The 25,461-nt window shown below is 75.7% G+C and carries 18 protein-coding genes; 6 read left to right on the top strand and 12 right to left on the bottom strand.

Features of this window, described 5'->3' with window-relative positions; translation table 11 throughout:
* Nucleotides 1–65: 65 nt before the first annotated feature.
* The 6 genes from ABZ801_RS18320 to ABZ801_RS18295 all read right to left on the bottom strand — a co-directional run bounded on the left by ABZ801_RS18320 (nt 66) and on the right by ABZ801_RS18295 (nt 8,879).
* The gene (locus ABZ801_RS18320) at nt 66–1,244 is read right to left on the bottom strand and encodes a VWA domain-containing protein (RefSeq protein WP_360699032.1); all 1,179 of its coding nucleotides are present in this window, start codon (nt 1,242–1,244) and stop codon (nt 66–68) included.
* A complete protein-coding gene (locus ABZ801_RS18315; RefSeq protein WP_360699524.1) occupies nt 1,241–3,634 on the bottom strand; it encodes a DUF5682 family protein in 2,394 nt (797 codons plus the stop codon). Before ABZ801_RS18315 ends, ABZ801_RS18320 begins: the two co-directional genes overlap by 4 nt.
* Before the next feature lie 68 nt (nt 3,635–3,702).
* Entirely contained in the window at nt 3,703–4,803 is a 1,101-nt protein-coding gene (locus ABZ801_RS18310; RefSeq protein ID WP_360699030.1) for an AAA family ATPase, read from the bottom strand.
* 271 nt (nt 4,804–5,074) lie between these two features.
* Complete coding sequence (locus ABZ801_RS18305) at nt 5,075–6,715, bottom strand: DUF5691 domain-containing protein (RefSeq protein WP_360699028.1); 1,641 nt, start codon at nt 6,713–6,715, stop codon at nt 5,075–5,077.
* Nucleotides 6,712–8,010, bottom strand: coding sequence for an SWIM zinc finger family protein (locus ABZ801_RS18300; protein ID WP_360699026.1), 1,299 nt, complete (start codon nt 8,008–8,010; stop codon nt 6,712–6,714). The genes ABZ801_RS18305 and ABZ801_RS18300 overlap by 4 nt, the downstream gene beginning before the upstream one ends.
* Before the next feature lie 107 nt (nt 8,011–8,117).
* A complete protein-coding gene (locus ABZ801_RS18295) occupies nt 8,118–8,879 on the bottom strand; it encodes a M50 family metallopeptidase (RefSeq protein ID WP_360699024.1) in 762 nt (253 codons plus the stop codon).
* 418 nt (nt 8,880–9,297) lie between these two features.
* On the opposite strand from ABZ801_RS18295, the gene ABZ801_RS18290 reads away from it, so the two are divergent.
* The 3 genes from ABZ801_RS18290 (at nt 9,298) to ABZ801_RS18280 (ending at nt 17,013) form a co-directional block, all read left to right on the top strand.
* Nucleotides 9,298–10,869, top strand: a complete 1,572-nt coding sequence (locus ABZ801_RS18290; RefSeq protein WP_360699022.1) for a hypothetical protein — start codon at nt 9,298–9,300, stop codon at nt 10,867–10,869.
* Between the two features lie 111 nt (nt 10,870–10,980).
* On the top strand, nt 10,981–12,126 hold the full coding sequence (locus ABZ801_RS18285) for a CaiB/BaiF CoA-transferase family protein (protein WP_360699020.1): 1,146 nt from the start codon (nt 10,981–10,983) through the stop codon (nt 12,124–12,126).
* A gap of 120 nt (nt 12,127–12,246) precedes the next feature.
* Nucleotides 12,247–17,013: a cation-translocating P-type ATPase gene (locus tag ABZ801_RS18280; protein WP_360699018.1), complete on the top strand. Its 4,767-nt coding sequence runs from the start codon at nt 12,247–12,249 to the stop codon at nt 17,011–17,013.
* Here the strand turns inward: ABZ801_RS18280 and ABZ801_RS18275 are convergent.
* The 5 genes from ABZ801_RS18275 to ABZ801_RS18255 form a co-directional block, all read right to left on the bottom strand.
* Complete coding sequence (locus ABZ801_RS18275) at nt 16,994–18,247, bottom strand: aspartate aminotransferase family protein (protein WP_360699016.1); 1,254 nt, start codon at nt 18,245–18,247, stop codon at nt 16,994–16,996. The genes ABZ801_RS18280 and ABZ801_RS18275 overlap by 20 nt on opposite strands.
* Before the next feature lie 118 nt (nt 18,248–18,365).
* Nucleotides 18,366–19,025: a GntR family transcriptional regulator gene (locus ABZ801_RS18270; RefSeq protein ID WP_344940992.1), complete on the bottom strand. Its 660-nt coding sequence runs from the start codon at nt 19,023–19,025 to the stop codon at nt 18,366–18,368.
* A gap of 14 nt (nt 19,026–19,039) precedes the next feature.
* On the bottom strand, nt 19,040–19,870 hold the full coding sequence (locus ABZ801_RS18265; protein ID WP_360699014.1) for a maleate cis-trans isomerase: 831 nt from the start codon (nt 19,868–19,870) through the stop codon (nt 19,040–19,042).
* A 91-nt stretch (nt 19,871–19,961) separates the two neighbouring features.
* Complete coding sequence (locus tag ABZ801_RS18260; RefSeq protein WP_344940986.1) at nt 19,962–20,723, bottom strand: Asp/Glu racemase; 762 nt, start codon at nt 20,721–20,723, stop codon at nt 19,962–19,964.
* A 13-nt stretch (nt 20,724–20,736) separates the two neighbouring features.
* Nucleotides 20,737–21,219 carry a DUF3830 family protein gene (locus ABZ801_RS18255; RefSeq protein ID WP_360699522.1) on the bottom strand — a complete coding sequence of 161 codons (483 nt, stop codon included), beginning with the start codon at nt 21,217–21,219 and terminating at the stop codon, nt 20,737–20,739.
* A 306-nt stretch (nt 21,220–21,525) separates the two neighbouring features.
* On the opposite strand from ABZ801_RS18255, the gene ABZ801_RS18250 reads away from it, so the two are divergent.
* From ABZ801_RS18250 to ABZ801_RS18240, 3 genes are all read left to right on the top strand, one after another.
* Nucleotides 21,526–22,566 carry a D-2-hydroxyacid dehydrogenase gene (locus ABZ801_RS18250; protein ID WP_360699012.1) on the top strand — a complete coding sequence of 347 codons (1,041 nt, stop codon included), beginning with the start codon at nt 21,526–21,528 and terminating at the stop codon, nt 22,564–22,566.
* Nucleotides 22,527–23,960 carry an amidase gene (locus ABZ801_RS18245; protein ID WP_360699010.1) on the top strand — a complete coding sequence of 478 codons (1,434 nt, stop codon included), beginning with the start codon at nt 22,527–22,529 and terminating at the stop codon, nt 23,958–23,960. The genes ABZ801_RS18250 and ABZ801_RS18245 overlap by 40 nt, the downstream gene beginning before the upstream one ends.
* A 91-nt stretch (nt 23,961–24,051) precedes the next feature.
* Nucleotides 24,052–24,816, top strand: a complete 765-nt coding sequence (locus ABZ801_RS18240) for a hypothetical protein (RefSeq protein WP_360699008.1) — start codon at nt 24,052–24,054, stop codon at nt 24,814–24,816.
* On the opposite strand, the gene ABZ801_RS18235 is transcribed toward ABZ801_RS18240, so the two are convergent.
* Nucleotides 24,813–25,454, bottom strand: a complete 642-nt coding sequence (locus ABZ801_RS18235) for a DUF1707 domain-containing protein (protein WP_360699006.1) — start codon at nt 25,452–25,454, stop codon at nt 24,813–24,815. The genes ABZ801_RS18240 and ABZ801_RS18235 overlap by 4 nt on opposite strands.
* Between the last annotated feature and the right edge of the window lie 7 nt (nt 25,455–25,461).

The following is a 25,461-nucleotide window of genomic DNA, read 5'->3' as shown; positions in this document are numbered from 1 at the left end:
GGCCTTCCGGCGGCCGTCCCCTCCGGAGTCGTCCCCGAGGACACGGGGACGACACCCGGGCCGGGTCAGGTGAGGTTGCGTTCGGACCATTCCTTGAGGTCGCGGCGTTGGACGGCGGCGGCCATCAGGTCGGGGAACAGGTCGGGCGTGCAGGCGAACGCGGGGACGCCCAGCGCGGCCAGGGCGGCGGCGTTCTCGCGGTCGTAGGCGGGGGCGCCCTCGTCCGACAGCGCCAGCAGCACGATCACCTGGACGCCCGCGGCGGTGAGCGCGGCGACCCGCTGCAGCATCTCGGCGCGGACACCGCCCTCGTACAGGTCGCTGATCAGCACCATGATCGTGTCGCGGGGCCGGGTGATCAGGCCCTGGCAGTACGCCAGCGCGCGGTTGATGTCGGTGCCGCCGCCGAGCTGGGTGCCGAACAGCAGCTCCACCGGGTCGTGCAGCTGGTCGGTCAGGTCCACCACGGCGGTGTCGAACACTACCAGCGACGTGCGCAGCGAGCGCATCGACGCCAGCACCGCGCCGAACACCCCCGCGTACACCACCGACGCCGCCATCGAGCCGCTCTGGTCCACGCACAGCACGACGTCCCGTTTGACCGCCTGGTCGCGGCGCCCGTAGCCGATCAGGCGCTCGGGCACGACCGTGCCGTGTTCGGGCAGGTAGTGGCGCAGGTTGGCGCGGATGGTGCGGTGCCAGTCGATGTCGGCCGGACGGCGCGGCCGCAGCGTCCGGGACGCGCGGTCCAGCGCGCCGGAGACCGCCGAGCGGGTGCGCTGGGCCAGCCGCCGCTCGAGATCCTCCACGACCGTGCGGACGACGGCGCGGGCCGACTCGCGGGCCCGTTCCGGCATGACCTTGTTGAGCGACAGCAGCGTGCCCACCAGGTGCACGTCGGGTTCGACGGCGTCCAGCATCTCCGGTTCGAGCAGCAGCCGCGTCAGGTTGAGGCGCTCGATGGCGTCCTTCTGCATCACCTGCACGACGCTGGACGGGAAGTAGGCGCGGATGTCGCCCAGCCAGCGCGCCACGGTCGGCGCCGAGTCGCCCAGGCCGGCGCCGCGGCGGCCCGACCGGGGCCTGCCGTCGCCCTGGTCGCCGCCGTACAGCTTCTCCAGCGCCGCGTCCATGCGCGCCTCGGAGCCCTTGAGCGTGACGCCGGTGCCGTCGGCGGACTCGCCGCCCAGCACCAGCCGCCAGCGCTTGAGCCGCTCGTCGTCAGGGGTGGGCACGTCGTTCACGCGGGGGCCTCCCAGCCGAGGATGCGCAGGGCCGTCGCGGTGGCGGCGGCCGCGCGGCCGGCGTCGATGTCGTCTTCGCGCGGCGCGCCGTCGGCTGCGCGCGGCGCGGCGCCGCCGTCCAGCCGCCGCACCCGCTCGCCGACGGCGCGCCGCTCGGCCGCCGCGTACCCGCCGAACGTGCGGCGCAGCAGCGGCAGCACGTCGGTGAACGCCTCGCCCGGCAGCCCGGCGATCCAGCCGTCCAGCAGGCGCAGCAGGTCGTCGTCGTGCACCAGCAGCAGCCCGCCGCCCGCCAGGAACCCCTCCACCCAGGCGGCGGCGCGGTCGGGCGCGGTGCCGACGGACACGGCGCGGGCCATGCGGGCCGGCACGTCGTCGAGCCGCCCGGCGTCCAGCAGCAGCCGGACGAGGCGTCCCTCCAGCAGGCCGTGCACGGCATGGTCGCCGTCCCGGTCGGCCAGACCGCGCAGGGCGCGCAGCCAGCGGTCGGTGTGGTCGTCGTCGCCGAGCAGGGACAGCGCCCCGTGCACGGCGTCGATGTGCCCGAGCATCTCCCGGGACGCGTCGTCGTCCAGCCCGGTGACGGCCGGGGGCAGGCCCACGCAGACGCGCACCACCAGGCCGTCGACGACGGTGCGCAGCGGGCCCGTGGGGGTGCCGCGCACGTCCCCGTACCGCAGCGCGCGCACCAGGGCGGGCAGCGCCGCCATCAGGTGCGCCACGTCGGAGTCGACGGCGGCGCGGTCGGCCAGGGCGCGCATGACGGTCGGCAGGGCGTCGCCCAGGTCGGCCAGCAGGCACCGCTCGGCCAGCGACGTCAGCTCCGACAGGGCCGTGGCCTGGGACGCCGTCGCCTCCGCCCGCGCGGCCGCCGCCCCGTGCACGGTGGTGCCCCAGGCGCTGGCCTCGATGAGCTCCACGTCGAACTCCGGCCGCCACAGCAGCGTCCAGCTCTCGCGGAACGTGCCCTTGGACCGTCCCTGCGCCTCCTGCGGCACGCCCCAGTCGACGTCCAGCAGCCGCAGCCGGTGCAGCAGCCGGCTGCGGTCCAGGTCGAGCGGTTTGCGCAGGTCGAGGTCGTACTCCCGGTCGAGCGCGGACGGCTTGAGGCGCAGCCGCCGCTGCTCGGCCTGCAGGTCGCGCTGCAGCGGCACCATCGGGGTCCGTTCGGGCACCGACCCGAGCCGTTCGCCCACCACCATCCGGCGCTGGATGAGCTCCACCGGCAGGTCGTTGCCCTCGCACAGCACGGCCCGGGTCGCCTCGGTGACCTCGTCCAGCCCCGCCAGCGGACGGCCGCGCAGCGCGGCGAGCGTCTCGGCGAGCCGCACCGCCTCGATGACGTGCGCGGAGGAGACGTGCAGGTCCTCCTCGCGCAGCAGCCGCGCGGCCTCGGTCAGCCACCGCTCGACCGGCCGGTCGCCGGACGCGAACAGGTGGTGGTACCAGCCGGGGGACCGCACGCCCGCCCCGTACCCGGAGTGGCCGGCCAGCCTGCCGTGCGTCCACGGCACCCAGGTCATCGCGACCTTGGTCTTGGGCAGCCCGCGCAGCGTCTGCTCGTCGCGCGACGCCGGGACCTTCTCCAGCAGCGCCGGGACGTGCCAGGCGCCGCATACCACGGCGACGCGCTCGTAACCGTCCTTGAGGGCGCGGCGCAGCGTGCGGCGCATGTACGCCTCGCGCTGCTCCTCGCGCCGCAGGTAGCCGGGCGGCAGCCGGTCCAGGCCGCGTTCCGGCTCGGGCAGCTCGGCCAGCCGCGCGCGCAGCTCGGCCATGGCTTCGGCGATCGCGGGGAACGGCGAGGGGCCGTCGTGGCGGTGCTCCACCACGTCGTCCCACCAGCGTTCGGCGTCGTCGTATCCGGCGACCTTCGCCAGCCAGCCCAGCGGGTCCAGGCGGATGCCGTGCTCGGGCGCCTCGCCCTGCCCCTCGGGCCGTTCGGCGGCGATCCGCTGGGGGTCGTCGCCTTCGGGGAGGGGCGCGTCCGGGGGCGTGCCGGGGTCCTGCGGCTCCTGCTGCCGGACGAGCTGGTGCGCGGCGGGCAGGTCGCAGAACCGGACGGGGACGCCCGCGTCCAGCGCGTAACGGATCGCCTGCCACTCCGGGCTGAACTCGGCGAACGGCCAGAACGCCGCCTGCCGCTCGGTGCCCTCGCCGCCGTCGGGGGACGGGGTGCGGCCGGGGGAGTAGGCCAGCAGCGCCACCGGCGGCACCATGCCGGGGTCGGCGGCCAGGGCGACCAGGTCGTCGGCCTCCGGAGGCCCCTCGATCAGCACCGCCTCGGGCTTGAACTCCTCCAGCGCCCGTCGCAGCGCCCGCGCCGACCCGGGACCGTGGTGCCGGATCCCGAACACCTCGACCCGCGTCCGCTCCCCGCGGTCGGGCACCCGCCGCCCCGGCGCGGACGGGCCCGAGGCCGCCGGCGCGGAGGCGGCGGGACGGGGCGGGGACGGGGTCAAGACACCTCCCGGCAGGCGCGGTAGAAGTCCCGCCAGTCGGGGCGTTCGCGGACGACCGTCTCCAGGTACTCCTGCCACACCACCCGGTCGGACACCGGGTCCTGGACGACGGCGCCGACGATGCCGCCCGCCACGTCCGCGGCGCGCAGCACGCCGTCGCCGAAGTGCGCGGCCAGCGCCAGCCCGTTGGTGATCACCGAAATGGCCTCGGCGGTGCTCAGCGTGCCGCTCGGCGACTTGAGCCTGGTGCGGCCGTCGCCGGTGAGGCCGCCGCGCAGCTCCCGGAAGACCGTCACCACCCGGCGGATCTCCTCCAGGCCCGCGGGCGTGTCCGGCAGCTCCAGCGCCGTGCCGATCTCGTCGACCCGGCGGGAGACGATGTCGACCTCCTCCTCCACCGTGGCGGGCAGCGGCAGCACCACCGTGTTGAACCGGCGGCGCAGCGCGCTGGACAGCTCGTTGACGCCGCGGTCGCGGTCGTTGGCGGTGGCGATCACGGTGAAGCCCTTGCGGGCCTGCACCTCGGTGCCCAGCTCGGGGACGGGCAGCGTCTTCTCCGACAGGATGGTGATGAGGGTGTCCTGCACGTCGCTGGGCATGCGGGTCAGCTCCTCGACGCGGGCGACCGCGCCGGTGCGCATCGCCCTCATCAGCGGGCTCTCCACCAGCGCCCGCTCCGACGGGCCCTCGGCCAGCAGCCGGGCGTAGTTCCACCCGTACCGCACGGCCTCCTCGGACGTGCCCGCCGTGCCCTGCACCAGCAGGGTCGAGTCGCCGCTGACGGCCGCCGCCAGGTGCTCCGACACCCACGTCTTGGCCGTGCCGGGCACGCCGAGCAGCAGCAGCGCGCGGTCGGTGGCCAGCGTCGCCACGGCGACCTCCATCAGCCGCCGCGGCCCGATGTACTTGGGGCTGATCCGCGAGCCGTCGGGGAGCTCGCCGCCCATCAGGTAGGTGGTGACCGCCCACGGCGACAGCCGCCACCCGGGCGGGCGCGGCCGGTCGTCGTGCTCGGCCAGCCTGGCCAGCTCGTCGGCGTACTGCTGCTCGGCGTGCGGCCGGAGCACACCACCCGGGGGAGTGGAGTCGGTGGTCACCGGTGAACCTCCATGACGGTCCCGGCCGTGATGCCGGGGAGAAGTCGGACTTGTAGCGAAAAGCCAGGTCGGTGCACGGCGCCCGGTGCCGTGGCACGGGCGCGGTCCCAACGGGATAGATACCGCTGGACGGGACGAATCCCGCCTTTTCGGGAGAAAATCTGCGGGGGAGCGGAAGGGCACGCGCTGTTCGGCGGAGCGGCGGCGTCCCACGCGGCGGGCGCCCTCGCCCGGGAGGGCGACAATCCCCGTGCGTCCGTCCGGGGAGGGGTCAACAGGACAGCTCCTTCAGCATTTCGTGGCGGAAACGCAAGGTCTCGGTCAGTTCGGTGAGCGCGTGCCCGGCCGCGCCCGTCGTGTGGGCGCCCGTCGTCTGGGCGCCGGGGGCGGCGGCGCCGAACCGGGCCGCGACGGCCTCCAGCCGGGGCGCGGCGGCAGGGCTGAGGCGCTGGTCGGCCAGGCGGCACAGCTGGGTCAGGGTGTGCTCGTGCGACCGCGCCCGCCGTTCGGCCGCGGCCGCCAGAGTGATCACCACGGCGTCGGCGAGCTGGCCCGTCCACGGGCCGGGGATGCGTTCCAGGACGCGCAGCAGGTCAGGGTCGCCCTCCACCCAGCGGATCAGGTCGGCGGCGGCCTGGTCGCGTTCGTCGTCGGGCAGCACCCGGAGCAGATCGGCCAGCGCCTCGGGCTCGTCCACCATGACGCCGCCCTTGAGCAGCGCGCGCGCCCACGCGACGTCGCCTTGGCGCAGGGCGGCCCGCGCCCAGCCGATGTGCACGTCGCGGGCGCTCCGGGCGTCGCCGCCGTCGCGCCCCTCGCCGCCGTCGCGGTCCTTGCGGCCCTTGTGCTCGGCGGCGTCGGCCACGGGCAGGCACACGATCTCCATGGGCGGCAGGCCGAACAGGTCCGTCCACGCCGACAGGGGCGTGCGGGCCAGGATCTCCCTGAGCCAGGCCGCCCGCGTCCCCACCGGCCCCCCGGACCGGCCGCCCGGCGCGAACGACCCGGTGGGATGGAACGGGACGCCGTCGCGGGCCAGGTCCTCGTCGTGCGTGCGCGGGGGCTCCACCAGCACCCACGTGCGACGGCGGCCCTGCACCGTGCGTTCTTCGGCGCGCACGCACGCGCGCGCCCTGGCCGCCATGCGCGCCGCGTACGCCGAGCCCGGCATCCGGGCCAGCAGGTCGGCGGCGATCTGCCGGACATCCTTGCCGCGGTCCTCCAGGGCCGACTCCAGGAACTCCTCGTCGTCGGCCGACAGGCCGTGCTCGAACGTGGCCAGGAACGCCGCCCGGTCGGGCGCGGGCTCGCGCCCCCAGGTCTCGCGGAGCGCCTCGCGCGCCGCCGCCGGGTCGGTGCCGCGCAACGCCGTCAGGTAGGCGACGCGCTGGTTGCGCGTGCCGGTCTGCCACACCTCGGGACCGCCGCCCGGGTCGTCCCCGGCCCCCACCAGGTACGCCCACTCGGTGTTCTGCAGCGCCAGCCACACGCCCCGCCGGCCGGCCGCGCGCGCTATGGACGGCCGCAGCATCCGGTCGCTGCGGCCGCGTTCGAGCAGGTCGGGCAGCAGCCGCGCGGGGACGCGGCGTCCGTGCGCCGCGGCCGCCTCCAGCCACTCGGGCAGCACCCGGATCTGCGTGCCGCCCAGGATCCGCGCCAGCCGCCGCGCCGCCGCGGGGGAGACGACCGGCAGGTCCTCCACCGGCGCCGGCGCGATCGGCTCCGGGGACCGGGGCGGACGCATGCCCGCGCGCCGCCGCACCGTCAGCAGCGCCGCCTGGTCGAGCAGCCGCGCCGCGGCGTCGCCGACCTCGGCGGGGGCCTCCGGAAGGGACGGGGCGGGCCTGCGCCGCGTCCCCAGCAGGGCGGCGGTGACGTGCTCGTTCCACACCCCGTTCGGCGCCGTGCTCACAGCACCACCATCCCCTCGTCCTCGTGCCAGGCCGCCAGGGGACGCAGCCCGCGCGGCGTCCACTCGCCGGCGAAGGTGACCGGGTGCCCGCCCGACACCGCCAGCAGCCGCCACGGGTCGGTGGGACGCAGCGCGAGCGCGTCCCCGGCCTCGTCCATGACGTGCAGGGCGCCGTCCTCGGACCGGGCCAGCCGCACCGCCGCCAGCGTCACCGGCCAGCGGTCCAGCCACGGGTCGCGCGCCAGGGCGGCGGCGTGCTCGTCCAGGAACCCCCGCACCGTCGTGCCATCGGGCACCGCGGGCTCGGCCGGGCCGTGCCGCTCGCCCACCAGCGCCCGCAGCGGCTGCGCCCCCGGGTAGAACACCATCTCCGCGTCGATCTCCGTGCCCACCATCAGGGACGCGTCCAGGGGACGCCCGGGCGCCGCGAACGACAGCACCAGGGCGGGACGGCCCGTGCGGCGGCCCCGCAGCCACACCCGCCGTGTGGTGAGCCGCTCCTGCTCGGAGTCGTGCGCGCCCGTCACGCACCACCGGTCGCGGACCCGCTCGCCGCGTTCGGTCACCTCGTCCTGGGACAGGGTGAAACCGACCCGGGCGCGGACCGTCTCACGCAGCCCCTCGGGAAGCTCCTCGCCGCGCTGGTAGGCCCGCACCAGCAGCCGCAGCAGCGCGTACTCCTCCAGCAGCCGGTCCGGCCACCCCGGCCGCCGCGGGATCCCCGCCAGGCCCTTGACCTGCCCGGCCAACGCGCCGGCCTGGGCGTCGACGAGGCGGCGGGCGACGTCGTCCCACACCCGGTAGGGGGCGTGCTCGGCCTGCGCGAGCCCCTGCGCGACCTGGTCGCACAGCCACTGGTCGAGCTCGGCGATCCCCTCGTCGACCCGCCGGCGCCGCCGCTCGGCGGTCTTCGGGTCCCTGGTCTTGGGCGCCGCCGCGGCCTTGCGCTCGCGCGCCTTCTCGGCCTGGGCGCGACGCCGGCCGACCCACTCGGCCGCCCACTCCGGGCGCGCCCCGCCGCCGACCGTCCCGTCGCTCCACAGCAGCAACAGCCCCAGCCCGTGCTTGCAGGGGAACTTGCGGCTCGGGCACGTGCAACGGAACGCCGGCTCGGTCAGATCGACGCACGCCCGGTAGACGCTCTTGCCGCTGCCCTTGCACTCGCCCCAGACCGCCTCGCCGTCGGCGCCCGTCCCGCTCCATTTCGAGGGCCTGGCGACGCCGGCGGCGGCCTTGGCCGACGCCGCGTCGGGCGCGAGCCCGAGCACCTGCTCCCGACCCCATCGATCGCTCACATTGTCGAAACTATCGACCGGGTCCGACATTCGCCCGAAGCCGGTGCATCCGCGTCCGGCGCGGCCCCGGATCGCAGAACGTGATCGTCCGGTCGCGGCCGCCCGGGTCAGACGCCGGGCAGCAGGGGAAGGTCGGGCAGGGACGACGCGTCGGGCGCCATGAGCGTCGCACCCGCCAGCAGCGACACCAGCGACACGACCGCGAACAGGCTCACCCAGGCCAGCCCCGGGACGCCCGTGAGGTGCGCCAGCTGGTCGGCGTCGGAGGACGGGGCCATGTGGCGGACGCGCATGCGCTGCAGCTCCACGACCGGGCGGGTGGCGGCGAACAGCAGGAACCACGCGGCCAGGTAGGCGAACCCGGCCTGGGTCTTGTCGCCGCCGAACCACGACACCCCGAAGATCAGCGCCCCGGTGGCCACCACCGACAGCACCCCGTACACGTTGCGGATCATCACGAGCATCCCGGCCAGCAGCGCCAGGGAGAACCACAGCATCAGCGTGACGCGCCCACCGGCCAGCAGCAGGGCGAACAGCAGGCCGAGCAGCGGGGGAGCGAGGTACCCGGCCATCGCGGTGAACACCATGCCCGGGCCGTGCGGCTTGCCGCGCGAGACGGTGACGCCCGAGGTGTCGGAGTGCAGCTTGATGCCGTCCAGCTTGCGCCCGGTGGCCAGCGCGATCAGCGCGTGCCCGCCCTCGTGCGCGATCGTCACCACGTTGCGCGCCACCCGCCAGGTGGGCCCGTGCACGACGGCGGCCAGCGCCAGCAGGCCGACCAGGATCACCAACCACCACGGAGGGTCCGGTTGCGTTCCGGTCAGCCGATCCCACAGGTCGGCGATGCTGCCCGCGTCAGCGCTTGCCACGTCCACGTCCACCTCGGAATTCTCGGTTCGCGTCGGCGATCCCACAGGGTAGGACGTTCCGGACCGCCGCCGCGTTCGTTTCGTTCCGGCGGTTCCGCCCACACGTGCGACACGTCCGGGAGGCCGGGGTTCGCCCCATCGCCCCGGCATGGCGGCCGCGCCGCCCTGGCACAAAGGGCACGAGAGGCTTTCCTGAACGCCGCGGATGATCGGCCCGACGCCATTCCGTCCGAGAATAACGGGAATTATCCGGCGCCGTGGTTAATCGTTCCACCAAACGCGCGCCGCCCGCCGGCGGCGCTCCCTAATCTCTGGTCCGCACTGACGATTGTCCCTCGCGGCCTGAGGAGCTGGCGCGATGCCGGAGAAAGTGGCGACGAGAAACGGGGCGGAAACGCATTATCGGGAGCTTGTCCGGTTGGCGTATTTTGTTCAGCCGGGCCGGGCGCGCCGCGTCTACCGGATGGCGGTCGCCCGGCGGATCGTCGACGAGGTCGTCACCCGCCGCCCGCGCGGTGACCTGGCCCGCCAGCGGACCCGCGTGCTGCGCCGGGCGATGCGCCCGTCCCGCCGGCTGCGCATCGGCCTGGGGCCGTGGCTGCGCGCGCTGCCCGCCCGCCTGCCGGACGCGACGCTGACCGCCGCGCTGGCCGACCTGGAGCCGCCCGTGCGCGTGGCCTGGGTGCTGCGGCGGGTCGAGGGCATGCGCCGGTACGCGGTGCGCGACCAGCTGCTGCGGCTGCGCGTCCGCGACCCCTGGCCGGTGATCGACGCCGCCGACGCCGCCGCGCTGCCGGACATGGAACCGCCGGACGCGTTCTCCTTCGGCCCCGGGCTGGACCATCCCGTCCGCCGCCGCCCGCTCATCCCCGTCGCCGCCGCCGTGGTGCTGACCGCCGCGCTGGGGGGCACCCTGGTCGTCACCGAGAACGAGGGTTCGCTGGCGGGCGGCGCGGGCTCGGCCGACGACCGCCGGCTGCACCTGCTCACCGCCGCGCCCGGCGCCTGGCGCGGCGGCCCGCACCGCCTGGACGTCTGGCCCGCCCGCGGCGACCTGACCGGCGACCGCGGCTTCACCGCGCGGGCGCTCAGGGCGTGGGCCCGCTCGCCCGCCGCCCCGCACCCGCCGGACAGGGGCGACATCGGCGCCCAGCTCCTCTACGCCGGGCGCGTCGACGGCCTCCCCACCGCGCTGCTGCGCAACGGCGACCGCGTCGCCCGCTACAGCGGGCGGGGGCGCCCCGTGGAGATTTTCACCGCCGCCGCCGGCGACGGCTCGACGCCCCTGCCGCTGGGCGGCGGCCGCTACCTGCTCGCGCCATGGGACACCCGTGCCACGACGCCCGGCGGCCGCAGGGTGAGGGTGGACGCGGGCGTGACCGAACGGGTGCCCGCCCCCAGGACCCCGTGCGGGCGCGGCCCCCTCCTCCGCCTCGAAGGCGCCGGCGGCGTCCGCACGGTGGGCGACCTCGGCTTCTCCCGTCCCGCCGTCCTGACCCAGCGCCCCGTCGTCCCCCGCCTCGCCGAGCGCCGCGCGCACGCCGCCGTGCCGCTCCAGGCCGGCGGTGTGCGGCTGTGGGAGCGGGTGGCGTGCGCGCTGCCGCGTCCGGAACGCCCGGTCACCGAGGCGTCGGCCCGGCAGTTCTGGACGGGCGCCCTGCCCTACGGCGGCGGCCCCGCCGAGTGGGTGTGCACGAACCTGTCCTTCATCGCGGGCGGCCCGGCGGGCGAGGCCACGCTGCTGCGGCGCGACGCCCACCACGCCACCGGCAGCTGCGACATGGCCAAACCGGTCAGCGGCACCTGGTGGCAGGCGCCGTCCGGGCGGTGGTACTACCTCGCCGCGGCCGGTCCGGGCCTGGTGCCGCACATACAGAGCGAGGGAGTCCTGCGCACGACCGACACCAGGGGCCGCCTGCTGGTCGCCTCGAGCCCCCGCTCGCCCCACCATTCCGGCGTACCCATCACCCTCACCGCCCGCGCCGGCTGAGCCCGCCCGGGGGCCGGGTCAGCATTCGCTTACTCGAGTGGGGCAGACTAGGGGAGTCGAACCGGGTTCCGCGCGACGGGTGCGGACGGCGAGAGGCGAAAGGGGCCGTCGATGGGCAAGGGGCCGCTGTCGGGCGTGCGGGTGATCGAACTGGCCGGCATCGGGCCGGGGCCGTTCGCCGCGATGCTGCTGGCCGATCTGGGCGCCGACGTCGTCCGCGTCGACCGCGCCTCCTCGGCCGCCCGCGGAAAGGACCCCGTGCCCGCCGACTTCCTGGGACGCGGCAAGCGCTCGATCGCGGTCGACCTGAAGAACGAGCGGGGACGCGAGGTCGTGCTGCGCATGGTCGAGCGGTCGGACGTGCTCATCGAGGGCTTCCGGCCTGGCGTCACCGAACGGCTCGGCATCGGCCCCGACGCCTGCCTGGCCCGCAACCCGGCCCTGGTGTACGGGCGGATGACCGGCTGGGGCCAGGAGGGGCCGCTGTCGCGGAGCGCGGGCCATGACATCGGCTACATCGCCGTCACCGGCGCCCTGCACGCCATCGGCCGCGCCGGCGGGCCGCCCCAGGTCCCGCTGAACCTGCTCGGCGACTTCGCGGGCGGCAGCATGTACCTGGTCGTCGGCGTGCTGTCGGCGCTGCTGGAGGCGCGGGCGAGCGGCCGCGGCCAGGTCGTGGACGCCGCGATCGTCGACGGCACGTCGCACCTGTCGACGTTCATCCACTCGTTCCTGGCCGGCGGCATGTGGCGCGACGAACGCGGCGTGAACCTGCTCGACACCGGCGCGCCCTGGTACGACGTGTACGAGACGGCCGACGGCGGGCACGTCGTGGTCGGCGCGCTGGAACCGCAGTTCTACGCCGAGTTCCTGCAGCGCCTCGGCCTGGCCGACGCCGGCCTGCCCGACCGGGACGATCCCGCGACCTGGCCGGAACTGCGCGAACGCTTCGCCGCCGCCTTCAAGTCCAGAACCCGCGACGAGTGGGCGGAGATCTTCCTGCCCGGCGACGCGTGCGTGGCGCCGGTGCTGTCGCTGCGCGAGGCCGCCGAACACCCGTACAACACCGCGCGGGAGGTGTTCGTCGAACGCGGCGGCCACCGCCAGCCCGCCCCGGCGCCGCGCTTCTCCCGCACGTCCACCGAGATCGGCGGCCTGCCTCCCGCCCCCGGCGCCGACAGCCGCGACGTGCTGGCCGAACTGGGCTTCGACGACGTGGACGACCTGCTGTCCGGCGGCGCGGTCACCCAGGCCTAGCGGCCGGTCCCAAATGGCTGCGAAAGTCGCGGCGTTCCGGTGTCGAGTCCGATACCGGGGGTAGTGGCACAGACCGTCACGTCCACCAGGCGTTGGGGGCTGATGCCGATCATGGGACTGTTGCGATCTGCGGCGCGTATGGTGCCGAAGGTCGCCGCCGGGGCCGCCGAAGTGGCGGGAGGTGCGGCCGGGCTGGCGTGGGGAGCCGCCGAGGTGGCCGTGGAGGTCCCCCGGCGGGCCGTGCGGGCGGTGCCCGCCCCGCCGGTCCTGCGGCCGGCGCTGTCGGGCCTGCCGGTGGCGATGTCGCTGCCGGCCGCGGTGCCCGGCCTGATCACGTTGCACCGGCCGCGTGGGCTGCCCAGACCGCCCGCCCTGCCCCGCCTGCCCGGAAGGTCGCGCATCGCCGAGTTCTCCCGGCGTGCCGAGCTGAGCAACCTGGTCGGGCCCCGCAGCAGGCGCCGCGTGTGGTCCTGCGAGGGACGCGCCTGCATCGAGCTGCACGGCCATGCCGTCGGGCGGGCACGCGAGGCCGTCGAGCTGCGCCGGGCGGTCGGCGCGGCCGTGCGGCGGCTGGAGGGCGTGAACTGGGCGCAGGTCAACGCGGTCACCGGCGAGATCATGTGCGCCTTCGACGAGGACTCGCTGCCGGTGGACCGGCTGGTGGCGGTGATCGCCGCCGTGGAGAAGGACCACGAGGTCCCCGACAGGCCGTTCCCCATGTCCGCGCATCCCGCCGACCGCGCGCCGGTCACCGCCGAGACGATCGCGCTGGTGACCGACTGCGCGGCGTTCACGCTGGCCGCCACCGGGCGGCTGACGCGCGCGCCGCGGCTGCCGGGCGTGTTCCGCATGGTGCTGCCCTGGGTGGACCACCAGCCGAGGCTGCGCGGCCTGCTGGAGAGCCGGCTCGGCCCGCACGGCACCGACATGGTGCTCGCCGTCGGCAACGCCGCCATGCACGGGCTCACCCAGGAGCCCGCCGGGCTGGCCGTCGACGTCCTGCACCGCGTCGTCCTGATCGCCGAACTGAACGCGCGGCGCGCCGCGTGGCTCGGCTGGCACCCGCGGCTGTGCGCCGCCGGCCTGCCGCACGAGTCGCCGCTGCGCGCCGAACGGCCCGTCCCGCTGCCGGAAGGACCGGTGGAGAAGGCCGCCGACCGCTCCGCGCTGGCCACCTTCGGCGGGGCCGCGGCCGTGCTCGGCCTGACCCGCGACCCGGGCATGGCCGCCGGCCTCATCATGGCGACGGTGCCGCGCGCCGCCCGGCTCGGCCGCGCCGGATTCGCCGCGATGCTCGACCGGCAGTTGTCGCGCGACGGGGTCGTCCCGCTGGACGGCTCCTGCTACCGGCGGCTCGACCGGGTCAGCGCGGTGGTGGTGGACGCGCCCGTGCTGTGCGTGGACGACCTGGAGATCCTGTCCGCGGACGACCCGTCGACGTGGCGGACGGCGGCGCGGCTGCTGGAGCACGATCCGGGCCTGGACGGCAGGGCCGACGACGAGGGCCTGCGGCTGGAACGCCTGGAGGACGTCGACACCGAGGGCATGCGGGTGCGCGTCGTCGACGCCGACGGCACCGCGCGCGGCGGCGCCGTCGTCGGCCACCGCCTGCATCCCCTGGCCGAGGCGGTGCTCACCGCCGCGCGCGACAGCGACGCGCGCGTGCTGCTGACGGAGAACGCCTCGACCGCCGAGCTGATGCCGCTGGCCGACGACGCGCTCGACCACCGCGTGCCGCTCGTCGAGCACGTGCGGCGGCTGCAGCAGGAGGGGCACGGCGTGCTCGTCCTCACCGCCGCCGACGATGACGCCGCCCTGGCCGCCGACGTCGGCGTCGGCGTGGTCAGGCGACCACCGGCGCCCCCGCGCGGCGACGATGCCGGGCGGCTCCACGACGGGGCGGTCGTGTGCTGGGGCTCGGACCTCATCTGCACCGGCGGGCTGGAACAGGCGTGGCGGGTGATGGTCGCCGTGCGCGCCGCCCGCGAGGCCAGCAAACGCGCGGTGCGGCTGGCCACCGGCGGGTCGGCGCTGGGCGCGCTGCTGGTGGTGACCGGACGCCGCACCACCGCGCCGTTCAACCTCGCCCCGATGCACAGCGCCGCGCTCGTCGCGCTGCTCGGCGGAGTGGTGTCCGCGCGGCGCCTGGCCGCCCGGCCCGCGCCGCAGCCGCTGCCGCGCGTCCAGTGGCACGCGCTGGACCCGCGGGCCGCCGCCGAACAGGCCCTCGCGCTGCGTCCCGCGCCGCCCGCCGAAAAGCCGTCGCGTCCGCGCCTGCCGATACCCGTTCCGCTGCCGGACGGCGTCGGCCGCCGCGCCGGAATGTTCGCCGACGTGGCCCGCGCCGTCGGGCACGAGCTGCGCGACCCGCTGACGCCGGTGCTGGTGCTGGGCGCCGCCGCGTCCGCCGTCGTCGGGTCCGGGGTGGACGCGGGGCTGGTCGGCGGCGTCATGGCGGGCAACGCGCTCATCAGCGGAGTGCAGCGGGCGCGGGCCGAGCGGGCGCTGCGCGACCTGCTGCTCGACCAGCGTCCCCCCGTCCGCCGGGTCCGCGTGGACGGCGACCGGCGGCCGTGGGACGACCCGCTGGTGCGGCGCTGCGAGCCGGTGCCGACCGACAGCGTGCCGGCGGCCGAGCTGCGCGCGGGCGACGTCATCGTGCTCGGCCCGTCCGACCTGGTGCCCGCCGACGCCCGGCTGCTGGCCGCCGACGACCTGGAGGTCGACGAGGCCAGCCTGACCGGCGAGTCGCTGCCGGTGACCAAGTCGGTGGAGGCCGTGCCGGGCGCCGAGCTCGCCGAGCGCAGCTGCATGCTCTACCAGGACACCACCGTGCTCACCGGCCGCGCCTACGCCGTCGTCGTCGCGACCGGCGCCGCCACGCAGGCGGGGCGCGCCGCCGCGCTGGCCGGACGCGGCGCCGCCCCCAGCGGCGTGCAGGCGCAGCTCAACGAGCTGACCCGCGTGGCGCTGCCGGTGACCGGGCTGAGCGGCGCGCTGGTCGGCGCGCTCGGGCTGCTGCGCGGCGCGTCGGTCCGGCAGGCGGTGTCGTCGGGCGTGGCGGTCGCGGTCGCGGCCGTCCCCGAAGGGCTGCCGCTGGTGGCGACCGTGGCGCAGCTGGCCGCCGCGCGCCGCCTGTCGCGCCGCAACGTGCTGGTGCGCAGCTCCCGCACGCTCGGCACCATGGGCCGCGTCGACACCCTGTGCTTCGACAAGACCGGGACGCTGACCGAGGGACGGCTGCGCGTCACCACGCTCAGCGGGCCCGAGGGCGAGGCGCAGTTCGACTCGGCGCTGGGGCGGCGCGTGCTGACGGCCGCCGCGCGCGCCTGCCCGCAGGGAAGCGGCGCGGAGGGGCCGCGTCACGCCACCGACCGCGCCGTCCTGGACGCGGCCGCCGCGCACCTGGGCGGCGACGACGGCTGGCGGCTGGTCCACGAGACCCCGTTCGAACCCAGCCGCGGGTTCTCCGCCGCCACCGGATGGGACGGCGACCGGCCGACCCTCGTCGTCAAGGGCGCGCCCGAGGTCGTCATGGAACGCTGCGACCGCGTCGTGTCCGGCGCCGCCACCAAGGCGCTCACGGCCGAGGGGCGGGACAAGTCCCGGGGCGTCGTGCGGGACCTGGCCGAACGCGGCCTGCGGGTGCTGGCCGTCGCCGAGGCGCGGCCCGACGCGTCCCGGCTCGACGAGGGCAGGGCGGCGCTCAACGGAGAGCGGCTCACGCTGGTCGGGTTCGTCGGCATCGCCGACCCGCCGCGCCGCGACGCCGCCGACGCGATCCGCACGCTCACCGAGGCGGGCATCCGGGTCGTCGTCATCACCGGCGACCATCCCGCCACCGCCCAGGCCATCGCCGCCGAGCTGGGCGTCCCGCACGCCGACCGGGTGCTGACCGGCGCCGAGCTGGACCGGCTCAGCGACCGGCACCGCGCCGCCCGGATCGCCCACACGTCGGTGTTCGCGCGCGTCGGCCCCGAGCACAAGGTCCGCATCGTGCATGCCCTGCGCCGGGCCGGACGGGTGGTCGCGATGACCGGCGACGGCGCCAACGACGCCGCGGCGATCCGGCTCGCCGACGTCGGCATCGGCCTGAGCGCCGGGGACTCGGCCGCCGCCCGCTCCGCCGCCGACCTCATCCTGCCCGGCAGCGACCTGCCCGGCATCACCGAGGCGCTGATGGAGGGCCGCATGCTGTGGCAGAGCGTGCGCAACGCGGTGTCCATCCTGGTCGGCGGGAACGCGGGCGAGATCGCCTTCACCGTGTACGGCACCGCCGTCGGCGGGCGCGCGCCGCTCAGCACGCGCCAGCTGCTGCTGGTCAACACGCTGACCGACATGATGCCCGCGCTGGCCGTGGCGCTGGCGCCGCCCAACGGCGACGGCGAACGCCCGGCCCGCCGCGGCCCGTTCGGCGACCCGCTGCACGAGGCCATCGCGGCCCGCGGCTTCGTCACCGCGCTCGGCTCCATCCTCGCCTGGCAGATCGGCCGCCTCACCGGGCGGCGCCGCCGCGCCGGCACCATGGGCCTGGCCGCCCTGGTCATCACCCAGCTCGCGCAGACGCTGCAGATGGGACGGCACAGCCCGGCCGTGCTGGCGACGTGCGCCGCCTCGGTGCTGGTGCTCGCCGTCGTCATCGAGACGCCGGGCCTCAGCCACTTCTTCGGCTCCGTGCCCCTCGGCCCGGGCGCCTGGGCGGTGGTGCTGGGGTCGGCCGCGGTGGCCGCCGCCGTCTCGGTGTTCGGCCCGCGCCTGCTGCGCCGCCTGCCCGCCCTGAAAGTCCCCGCGCTGAAAGTCCCCGCGCCGAAAGGCGCCGCGCCGAAGAGCCCCGCCGCGGCCCCGTCCCGGGCCGCGGAGCCGGCCGTCAGCGCGTCGCGGCCGTGACGGCTTCGGACCAGATGGACAGGGCCTCGTCGATCTGCTCACCGGTGACGATCAGCGGCGGGATCATCCGGACGACCTGGCCGTACGCGCCGCAGGTGAGCAGCAGCAGGCCGCGCTCGACGGCGGCAGCGTGCGCGCGGCGCGCCGTGCCGGGGTCGGGTTCGCCGTCCGGCGTGCTGAACTCGCTGGCCTGCATCAGGCCCAGGCCGCGCACGTCGCCGACCCGCGGGTGGTCGGCGGCGACCTTGCGCAGGCCGTCGTGCAGCCGCGCGCCCATCTCGGCCGCGTTGGCGACCAGGCCCTCCTCCTCGATCACCTCCAGGGTGGCCAGCGCGGCGGCGCAGGCCACCGCGTTGCCGCCGTAGGTGCCGCCCTGCGAACCCGGCCGGCCGCGTTCCATCAGGGCGGCCGGTGCGGCGATCGCCGACAGCGGGAACCCGCTGGCCAGGCCCTTGGCGGTGACGACGACGTCGGGACGGACGCCGGAGTGCTCGTGGCCCCAGAACCGTCCGGTGCGGCCGAAGCCGGTCTGCACCTCGTCCATCACCAGCAGGACGCCGTGCCGGTCGGCGCGTTCGCGCAGCCCCTCCAGGAACCCGGGCGGCGCGGGCACGTAGCCGCCCTCGCCGAGCACCGGCTCCACGACGAACGCGGCCGTGTCGTCGGGGTGGCTGACGGTCGCCAGCAGGTGGTCCAGCTCGCGCAGCGCGAAGCGGACCGCCTCGTCCTCGCTCCAGCCGTAGTGGTAGGCGTACGGGAACGGCGCGACCGCGACCCCCGGCATCAGCGGCCCGATGCCCGCGCGGAACTTGGTCCCCGCCGTGGTGAGGGCCGCCGCGCCCATGGTGCGCCCGTGGAAGGAACCCTGGAACACCACGATGTTCTGCCGCGCGGTGGCGTGCCGCGCCAGCCGCACCGCCGCCTCGACCGCCTCGCTGCCGCTGTTGACGTAGAACAGCGCGTCCAGGCCGTCGGGGAGCACCTCGCCCAGTCGCTCGGTGAGCCGCAGCAGCGGCCGGTGCATCACCGTCGTGTACTGGCCGTGGATGAGCGTGGCCACCTGGCGCTGCGCCGCCGCCACGACCTTGGGGTGGCAGTGGCCGGTGCTGGTGACGCCGATGCCCGCGGTGAAGTCCAGCCACCGCCGGCCGTCCTCGTCGATCAGGTGGACGCCCTCGCCGCGGTCGGCCAGCACCGGCGTGGCCTGCTGGAGCAGGGGTGACAGCGTCGCCATGCGCGCCTCCGTAGATTGTCGACAATCTACCGTCCATGGCACCACGGACCGGTCCCCGCTGTCCAGGGCGGGCCCGGCCCGGCGGCCGGGGCGCACGGCCCCGGCACGGCCGGCGGTGTCAGGGCCTGCGCAGGCGCTCGATCGAGTCGGTCATGTGCTCCTCGATGAGGCGCAGCAGCCGCTCCTCCTCGCCGTCGGCGATCGCGTCCACCAGGCGCCGGTGCTCCTCGACCAGCTCGTCCGGCTCGGGGTAGGTGTCCTGCAGCGCGTTCAGGCACATGCGGGTCTCCACCAGCAGCGTCTGCGCCATCCGCTCCAGCCGGGGGCTGCCCGAGGCGCCCACCAGCACCTGGTGGAAGCGCTGGTCGGCGTCGCTCATCGCCACCCGGTCGCGCTGCCGGGCCGCCTCGACCAGGTCCTGCAGCGCCTCGGTCAGCCGCAGCACGGCCTCGCCCCGGTTGCGCGCCATGACCAGCGAGCAGGCGGCCCGCTCGATCGCCAGCCGGGCCAGGTACACGTCCTCGACGTCGCTCTCGTCCAATGTGATCACGAACAGTCCGCGGTGCGGCTCGCTGTGCAGCAGGCCCTCCTGCACCAGGCGCTGCATGGCCTCGCGCAGCGGGCCGCGGCTGATGCCCAGGCGCGCGGCCAGCTCGGCCTCGCCGAGCTGCGTGCCCGGCGCCAGCGAGCCGTACAGGATCGCCGAGCGCAGCTCGTCGGAGACGATCTCCACCGTCGACCTACGCGGGACAGGTTCCAGTTCACCCAGTCGGCCCATGCCAGGGCGCCTCCTCACAGCGTCTGACTGCGCGGGGGCAGCGCCCCGGAGGAGCCGACGTCCGCGGACGGCGTGGCCCCGGGCACCGGTACGGCCGGGCCCCGCGCGGCGAACAGCGTGCCCAGGCCGGAGCGCGGACGCGGCGCGCGCGCCCCGTTCGCGGCCAGGCACAGCCCCTCCCAGACGGTCACCTGGTTGGCGGTGAGCACGGGCTTGCCCACCCGCGCCTCCAGCTCGTCCAGCCACGCGACGGTGTGCAGCGCGGTGTCGGGCACCAGCACCGCCTCGGCGTCGGGGTGGTCGTTGGCGGCCACCAGGTCCAGCACCTGCTCGCGCGTCAGCGTCCCCACCTCGGCGGCGGTGACGATGCCCTCGCACGACAGCGACACCGCCTCCACGCCCGCGCGGCCGAGGAACTCCACGAACCGCTCGGCCACGTCGGCGGGATAGGACGCGGCGACCGCCACCCGGGTCACGCCCAGGTGCCGCGCCGCGTTGACGAACGCGAACGACGTGCTGGACGCGGGCACCCCGGCGGCGTCGCGGACACCGGCGACCTGCTGGGCGGCGCCGTCCCATCCGAAGACGAAACTGCCGCTGGTGCAGGCCCACACCGCCGCGCGCACGCCGAGGTCGCGCAACCGCTGCGCGCCCTCGGCCAGCACCTCGGCCCCGCCGATGTCCAGCAGGGCGTCGACCCGGTGCGCGTCCTCGCGCATGGCGGTGTGCACGACGGCCAGGCGGACGTCGCCGAGCATGCGTTCGATCACCGGGTAGTCGTCCTCGGCGCTGTAGCCGGGGTACAGGAAGCCTACGCCGCCGGGGGGCGCGTCGCTGGGTGCCATGGAATCCGCTCCTGGGAGAGTAGATTGTTTACAATCCTACGCGGGTCGGGGGACGGAGCGCCGCAGGGGGCGGCCGGGTCGCGGGCCGCGCTCAGGCGGCCGGGGTGCCGCTCAGCTGGACGAGCCGCTGCCCCTCTCCGGCGGCGGGACGGCCGATGGCGCGCAGCGCGGCGCACATCGTCACCTGGTTGGCGGTGAGCACCGGCTTGCCCAGCATCCGCTCCAGCGGCGCGATGATGTCGTAGGTCGGCACGTTGGTGCAGCTGATGAACACCGCCTCGGCGTCCGGCCGGTCCACCCGGGCGACCGCGTTGACGATCTCGCCGTACCCCACCTTCCAGATGTGGCTGAGCAGCCCGAGCCCGACGCTCGACACCACCGACACGCCGTGCTCGCCGAGGAACGACACCAGCCGGTCGGTGACGCTGTCGATGTAGGGGGTGACGACGGCGACGCGGCCGGCGTCCAGCAGCCGCAGCGACTCCACCAGCGCGCCGGACGTGGTCGTCGCGGCGGGCGCGCCGGCCGACACCATGGCCGCGTGCAGCGAGTCCTCGCCCGCGGCGCCGTGGATGAAGCTGCCGGACGCGCACGCGTACACCACCACCAGCGGCTCGGGCGCCAGCACGTCGCGGGTGGCCTGCCGGACGATCGAGTGGTCCGACAGGGCCGAGGCCATCTCCACGGTGACCGGCACCGGCACGTACGGCAGCCGGGTCATGTGGAGCGACACGTCGTCGGGCGTCCAGCGCCACAGCTCGCGGTCGAGCGCGAAGTCGAACGGCGCCACCACGCCGACGCCCTGCTGGGCGCGCAGCTCCAGCGGAGGCAGCAGCGCCAGGTCGATGGTCATCCCGGCCGCCGCTTCAGGACTCGTGCCGGCGGTAGGACAGCGTCTCGCCGACCGCGCCCGCGCGCCACACGTCGTTGCACGCCTCGGCCATGCGGTCCAGGCCCTCGACGATGGTGGCGTACACGTTGCCGGGCACCCAGCCGACGTCGCCGTTCAGCAGCAGGTTGTTGCGGCCGTAGAAGATGGCCAGGTCGATGACGCCGGGCAGGCCCTCGATGCCCTTCTCCTCCTTGAACCCCCGGTCGAGCATGCCGCCGGGGAACGAGAAGTACACCACGTCGCCGGGAATGGGGGTGACGGTCGGGTTCTCCAGCCCGACCTCCTCAGGGGCGAACCGCTCCACCATCGTGTAGACCTCGTTGCGGGCGTACTTGGCGTGGTAGGCCGGGCCCGCCAGGGGCAGGGCGTTCCACACCGCCTCGCAGGTGCGCGGCGCGTCCTTCTCCAGGAGTTCCGCGACGCAGGACACGCCGCGGCGTTCCAGCGTGATCGTGATGTGCCTCGGCAATGCCGGCCTCCCCGTGCGCAGGGGTGGGCGAGATCGTCGCTCACCCGAGGGACTGTTCCGTTCGGAGCGCCTTGGGATCCGTCCTGGCCAGTGGGAACGGTTGCGACGGTCTTGCAGCACGTGATCGGCGCGGTCGCCGCCTGCCCGTTGTCCGCGCTGATTGTTGACAATCCTACGATGGCTTCATAGCGTGTCAATGCCTCCACAGGTTGCGTTCCCGTTAACTGACGCCACCCCGCACGAACCGACCCGGACCCCGGGGGCGGGCCCGAGGAGACGCCCAGGGAGGAGCCGGTGCGACGACCCTCGGTCGTGGTGCTGCACGGGGAGGACCGGCCGCCGGACACCGCGAGCATCGAGCGGCTCGCCGACGTGCGGTACGTGCGCGAACCCGACCTGGCGCGCGCGCTGCCGGGCGCCGACGTCGTCTTCGTGTGGGACTTCCTCTCCGACGCCCTGGCCGGAGCGTGGCCGGACACGGGCGGCCCCCGATGGGTGCACACGGCAAGCGCCGGAGTCGACCGTCTGCTCTTCCCCGGCATCGTGGACGGTGACACGGTCGTCACCAACTCGCGAGGCGTCTTCGAGGAGCCCATCGCCGAGTACGTGCTCGGCCTGGTGCTGTGCTTCGCCAAAGACCTGCACACCACGCTGCGCCTGCAGGGCGAACGACGCTGGCGGCACCGCGAGACCGAACGGGTGGGCGGCAAGCGTGCGCTCGTCGTCGGCACGGGCCCCATCGGACGCGCCATCGCCCGCCGCCTGACCGCCGTCGGCGTGCGCGTGGAGGGCGTCGGCCGCACCGGACGTCCCGCCGACCCCGACCTCGGCCGGGTGCACCCCGCCGAACTGCTGCACGACGTGCTCGGCGAGGCCGACTACGTCATCCTGGCCGCGCCGCTGACGCCCGCCACCCGCGGCATGATCGACGCCGCCGCGCTGGCCCGGATGCGCCCGACCGCCCGTCTCATCAACGTGGGGCGGGGGCCGCTGGTCGTCGAGGACGACCTGGTCGCGGCGCTGCGGGCGGGCCGGCCGGCCGGGGCCGCGCTGGACGTCTTCGAAAGCGAGCCGCTGCCCGGGACGTCCCCCCTGTGGGAGCTGCCGCAGGTCATCGTGTCCCCGCACATGTCGGGCGACGCCGTCGGCTGGCGCGGCGAACTGGTCCGGCTGTTCGCCGACAACCTCGCCCGCCACCGCGAGGGCCGCCCGCTGCGCAACGTGGTCGACAAAAGGCTCGGCTACGTCCCCTCAGCCCTCGTCTTCCGCACGCCCCGACCCGAGGGGGTAGGCAGTTGTCCGCAGTCACCGAGGCCACCGAGGCCGCCGACCTGACCGCCGCCGAACTCGCCGGCGCCTACCGCGCCGGGCGTCTGTCGCCGGTCGAGGTCGCCGAGGCGGTGCTGGCGCGCATCGAACGCGTCGACCCCGCGCTCAACGCGTTCTGCCTGGTCGACGCCGAGCGGGCGGTCGAGGCGGCCCGCGCCTCGGCCGAACGGTGGCGGCGCGGCGAGCCGCTCGGCCCGCTCGACGGCGTGCCGGTGTCGATCAAGGACGTGCTGCTCACGCGAGGGTGGCCCACCCTGCGCGGCTCGCGCACGATCGACCCGGACGGCGACTGGTCGCAGGACGCGCCGTCCGTCGCCCGGCTGCGCGAGCACGGCGCCGTGCTCGTCGGCAAGACCACGACGCCCGAGTACGCGTGGAAGGGCGTGACCGATGGCCCGCTGACCGGCGTCACCCGCAACCCGTGGGACCCGTCCCGCACGCCCGGCGGGTCCAGCGGCGGCGCCGCGGCGGCCGTGGCGGCGGGCATGGCGCCGCTGGCGCTGGGCACCGACGGCGGCGGCTCGGTGCGCATCCCCGCCGCGTTCACCGGCACGTTCACCATCAAGCCCACCTACGGGCGCGTCCCGCACTTCCCGGCCAGCCCGTTCGGCACCCTCGCCCACGTCGGCCCGATGACGCGCACGGTGGCCGACGCCGCCGTGCTGCTGGACGCGATCTGCGGGTTCGACGCCCGCGACTGGTCGGCGCTGGAGCCGCCGTCCGCGTCGTTCGCCGACGGCCCCGACGACCTGCGCGGGCTGCGCGTCGCCTTCAGCCCGGCCCTGGGCTTCGCGCGGGTCGATCCGCAGGTGGCCGCGCTGGTGCGGGCCGCCGCGGAGGCGTTCGCCGAGCTGGGCGCCGAGGTGGAGGAGACCGACCCCGGCTTCGCCGACCCGGTGGCCGACTTCGAGGTGCTGTGGTTCGCCGGCGCGGCCAAGGTGGTCGAGCACCTGGACGACGAACGCCGCGCCGAGCTCGACCCGGGGCTGCGTGAGGTGTGCGAGCAGGGCGCGCGGTTCACCGCGCTGCGGTATCTGGACGCGACCGCCCGGCGCATGGAGCTGGGCCTGGTCATGGGCCGCTTCCACGAGCGCTACGACCTGCTGCTGACGCCGACGGTGCCGATCGCGGCGTTCGAGGCGGGCCGCGAGGCGCCGCCCGGCTCGCCGTCGCCGCGCTGGACGAGCTGGACGCCGTTCACCTACCCGTTCAACATGACCCAGCAGCCCGCCGCGAGCCTGCCCTGCGGCTTCACCGCCGAGGGCCTTCCGGTGGGGCTCCAGGTCGTCGGGCCCCGGCATGCCGACGCGCGGGTGCTGGCGGCGTGCCGCGCCTACGAGCGGGCGCGTCCGTGGCACGACCGCCGCCCGCCCGTCCTCGACCCGCCCGCGAAACCATAGGCGGCGGCCGTCCGGCCTTGCGCGGCGGGAACGCGGTGTCTAGTGTCCCGAGCAAGCATTCGCTTGGCTGCGTTCTGGCTCGGGAGGCCCCATGCGTCGCGGCGTCTACCTGCTCGAAGAGGTGGAGTTCCACCCGATGAACTCGCGGCGGCCGCTGGAGTACCTGAAATGGCTCACCGACTACAAGCGCGAGGACGACCGCCGCGCGGCCGGCGCCGCCGAGCTCACCGCGGGCATGTCGATCCGGTCCCGCGAGATCGACCTGGTCGGCGCGTTCTACGCCGTCGGCATCACCGGCCACCCGCAGTTCAAGGTGGTGACGCTGTGGGACTGCCACGGCGGCTGGGACGGCGGCTGGCGGCAGATGCTGGAGATCTACGACGACGTGCAGCGCAACCTGTTCCTGTCCGACATCGACGACCTGCGCTTCGGCGCGTACTCGCGGCCGCTGGGCGCCGCGCCCGGCAGCCCGGCCGTGGCCGACCTGCTGGCCGACGGGTACGCCGCGCCGCTGTACGTGTTCGAGAGCGCGCGGGTGCGGCCCGGCGCGGTGCTGGACTACCTGGCCGCCGTGCGCGAGGAGCGGGCGCCGCTGCTGGCCGACCACGGCCACCGGCTGGTCGGCGCGTACGAGGTGCAGTTCTGCGACGCCGAGGCCGTCGTCCTGTGGGGCACCGACATCGACGCCCACCTGGCGCTGCAACGGGCCCGCGACGCCGCGCTCGGGCTCGACGACGAGGTCGCCCCCGACCACCGGCTGATCTCCTGGCGCAAACGCGCCCGCGAGTTCCTCGACGGCCCCTGGCGCGAGACCCTCCTCAGCCCTTACCCGGGCAGCAAGCTGGCCCCGCGCTAGGCGTCCTCGTTCTCCTCGCGGTTCCTGCGCCTGCGGGCCCTGCGCCTGACGCCGACCCCGCCCCAGAACGAGAACCCGCTGACGACCACCCGGGGAGCGCCGGGGGCGCCCGGGCCGCTGGCCCGCCCGTCGAAGCCGCCCATGACGCCCAGCCCCGTGACGTGCACCGTGACGTCGTCGGGCGCGATGATCTCGATGCCGCCCATGACGGCGAAGGCGCGGATGCGGACCTCGCCCGAGGTGTAGCGCGCGTCCCGCAGGTCGATCTTGCCGCCGCCCCAGAAGGCGAACGCGGTGAACTTCGGCGGGACCGCCCACACGCCCTGGCGGCTGAACCCGCCCAGCACCCCGATCCCGGTGCGCCAGGTGGGCGCCTCGCCCACGGCGAGCCGCGCGCCGGCGCCCGGGACCGGCGGGTCCGGACGGCCGGTGACCGGCAGGTCGCGCGTCAGCGGCTCCAGCTCGGCGTAGGTCTTGGCCGCGTACACCGCCTCCAGGCGCTCCTCCAGCTCCTCCATGCTGATACGGCCGTCGCCGGCGGCCTCGCGCAGCACCATGGCGACGCGGTCGCGGTCGGCGTCGGAGGCGCGCAGCTCCGGCGCGGGCAGGGGGTCGCGCCGGTCGGGGAGGTCGGTCATGCGGCGA

Origin of the sequence: Actinomadura sp. NPDC047616 (genome assembly GCF_040642915.1) — a bacterium.
GTDB classification, from domain to species: Bacteria; Actinomycetota; Actinomycetes; order Streptosporangiales; family Streptosporangiaceae; genus Spirillospora; species Spirillospora miaoliensis.
This window is presented reverse-complemented; position numbering and strand designations above follow the sequence as displayed.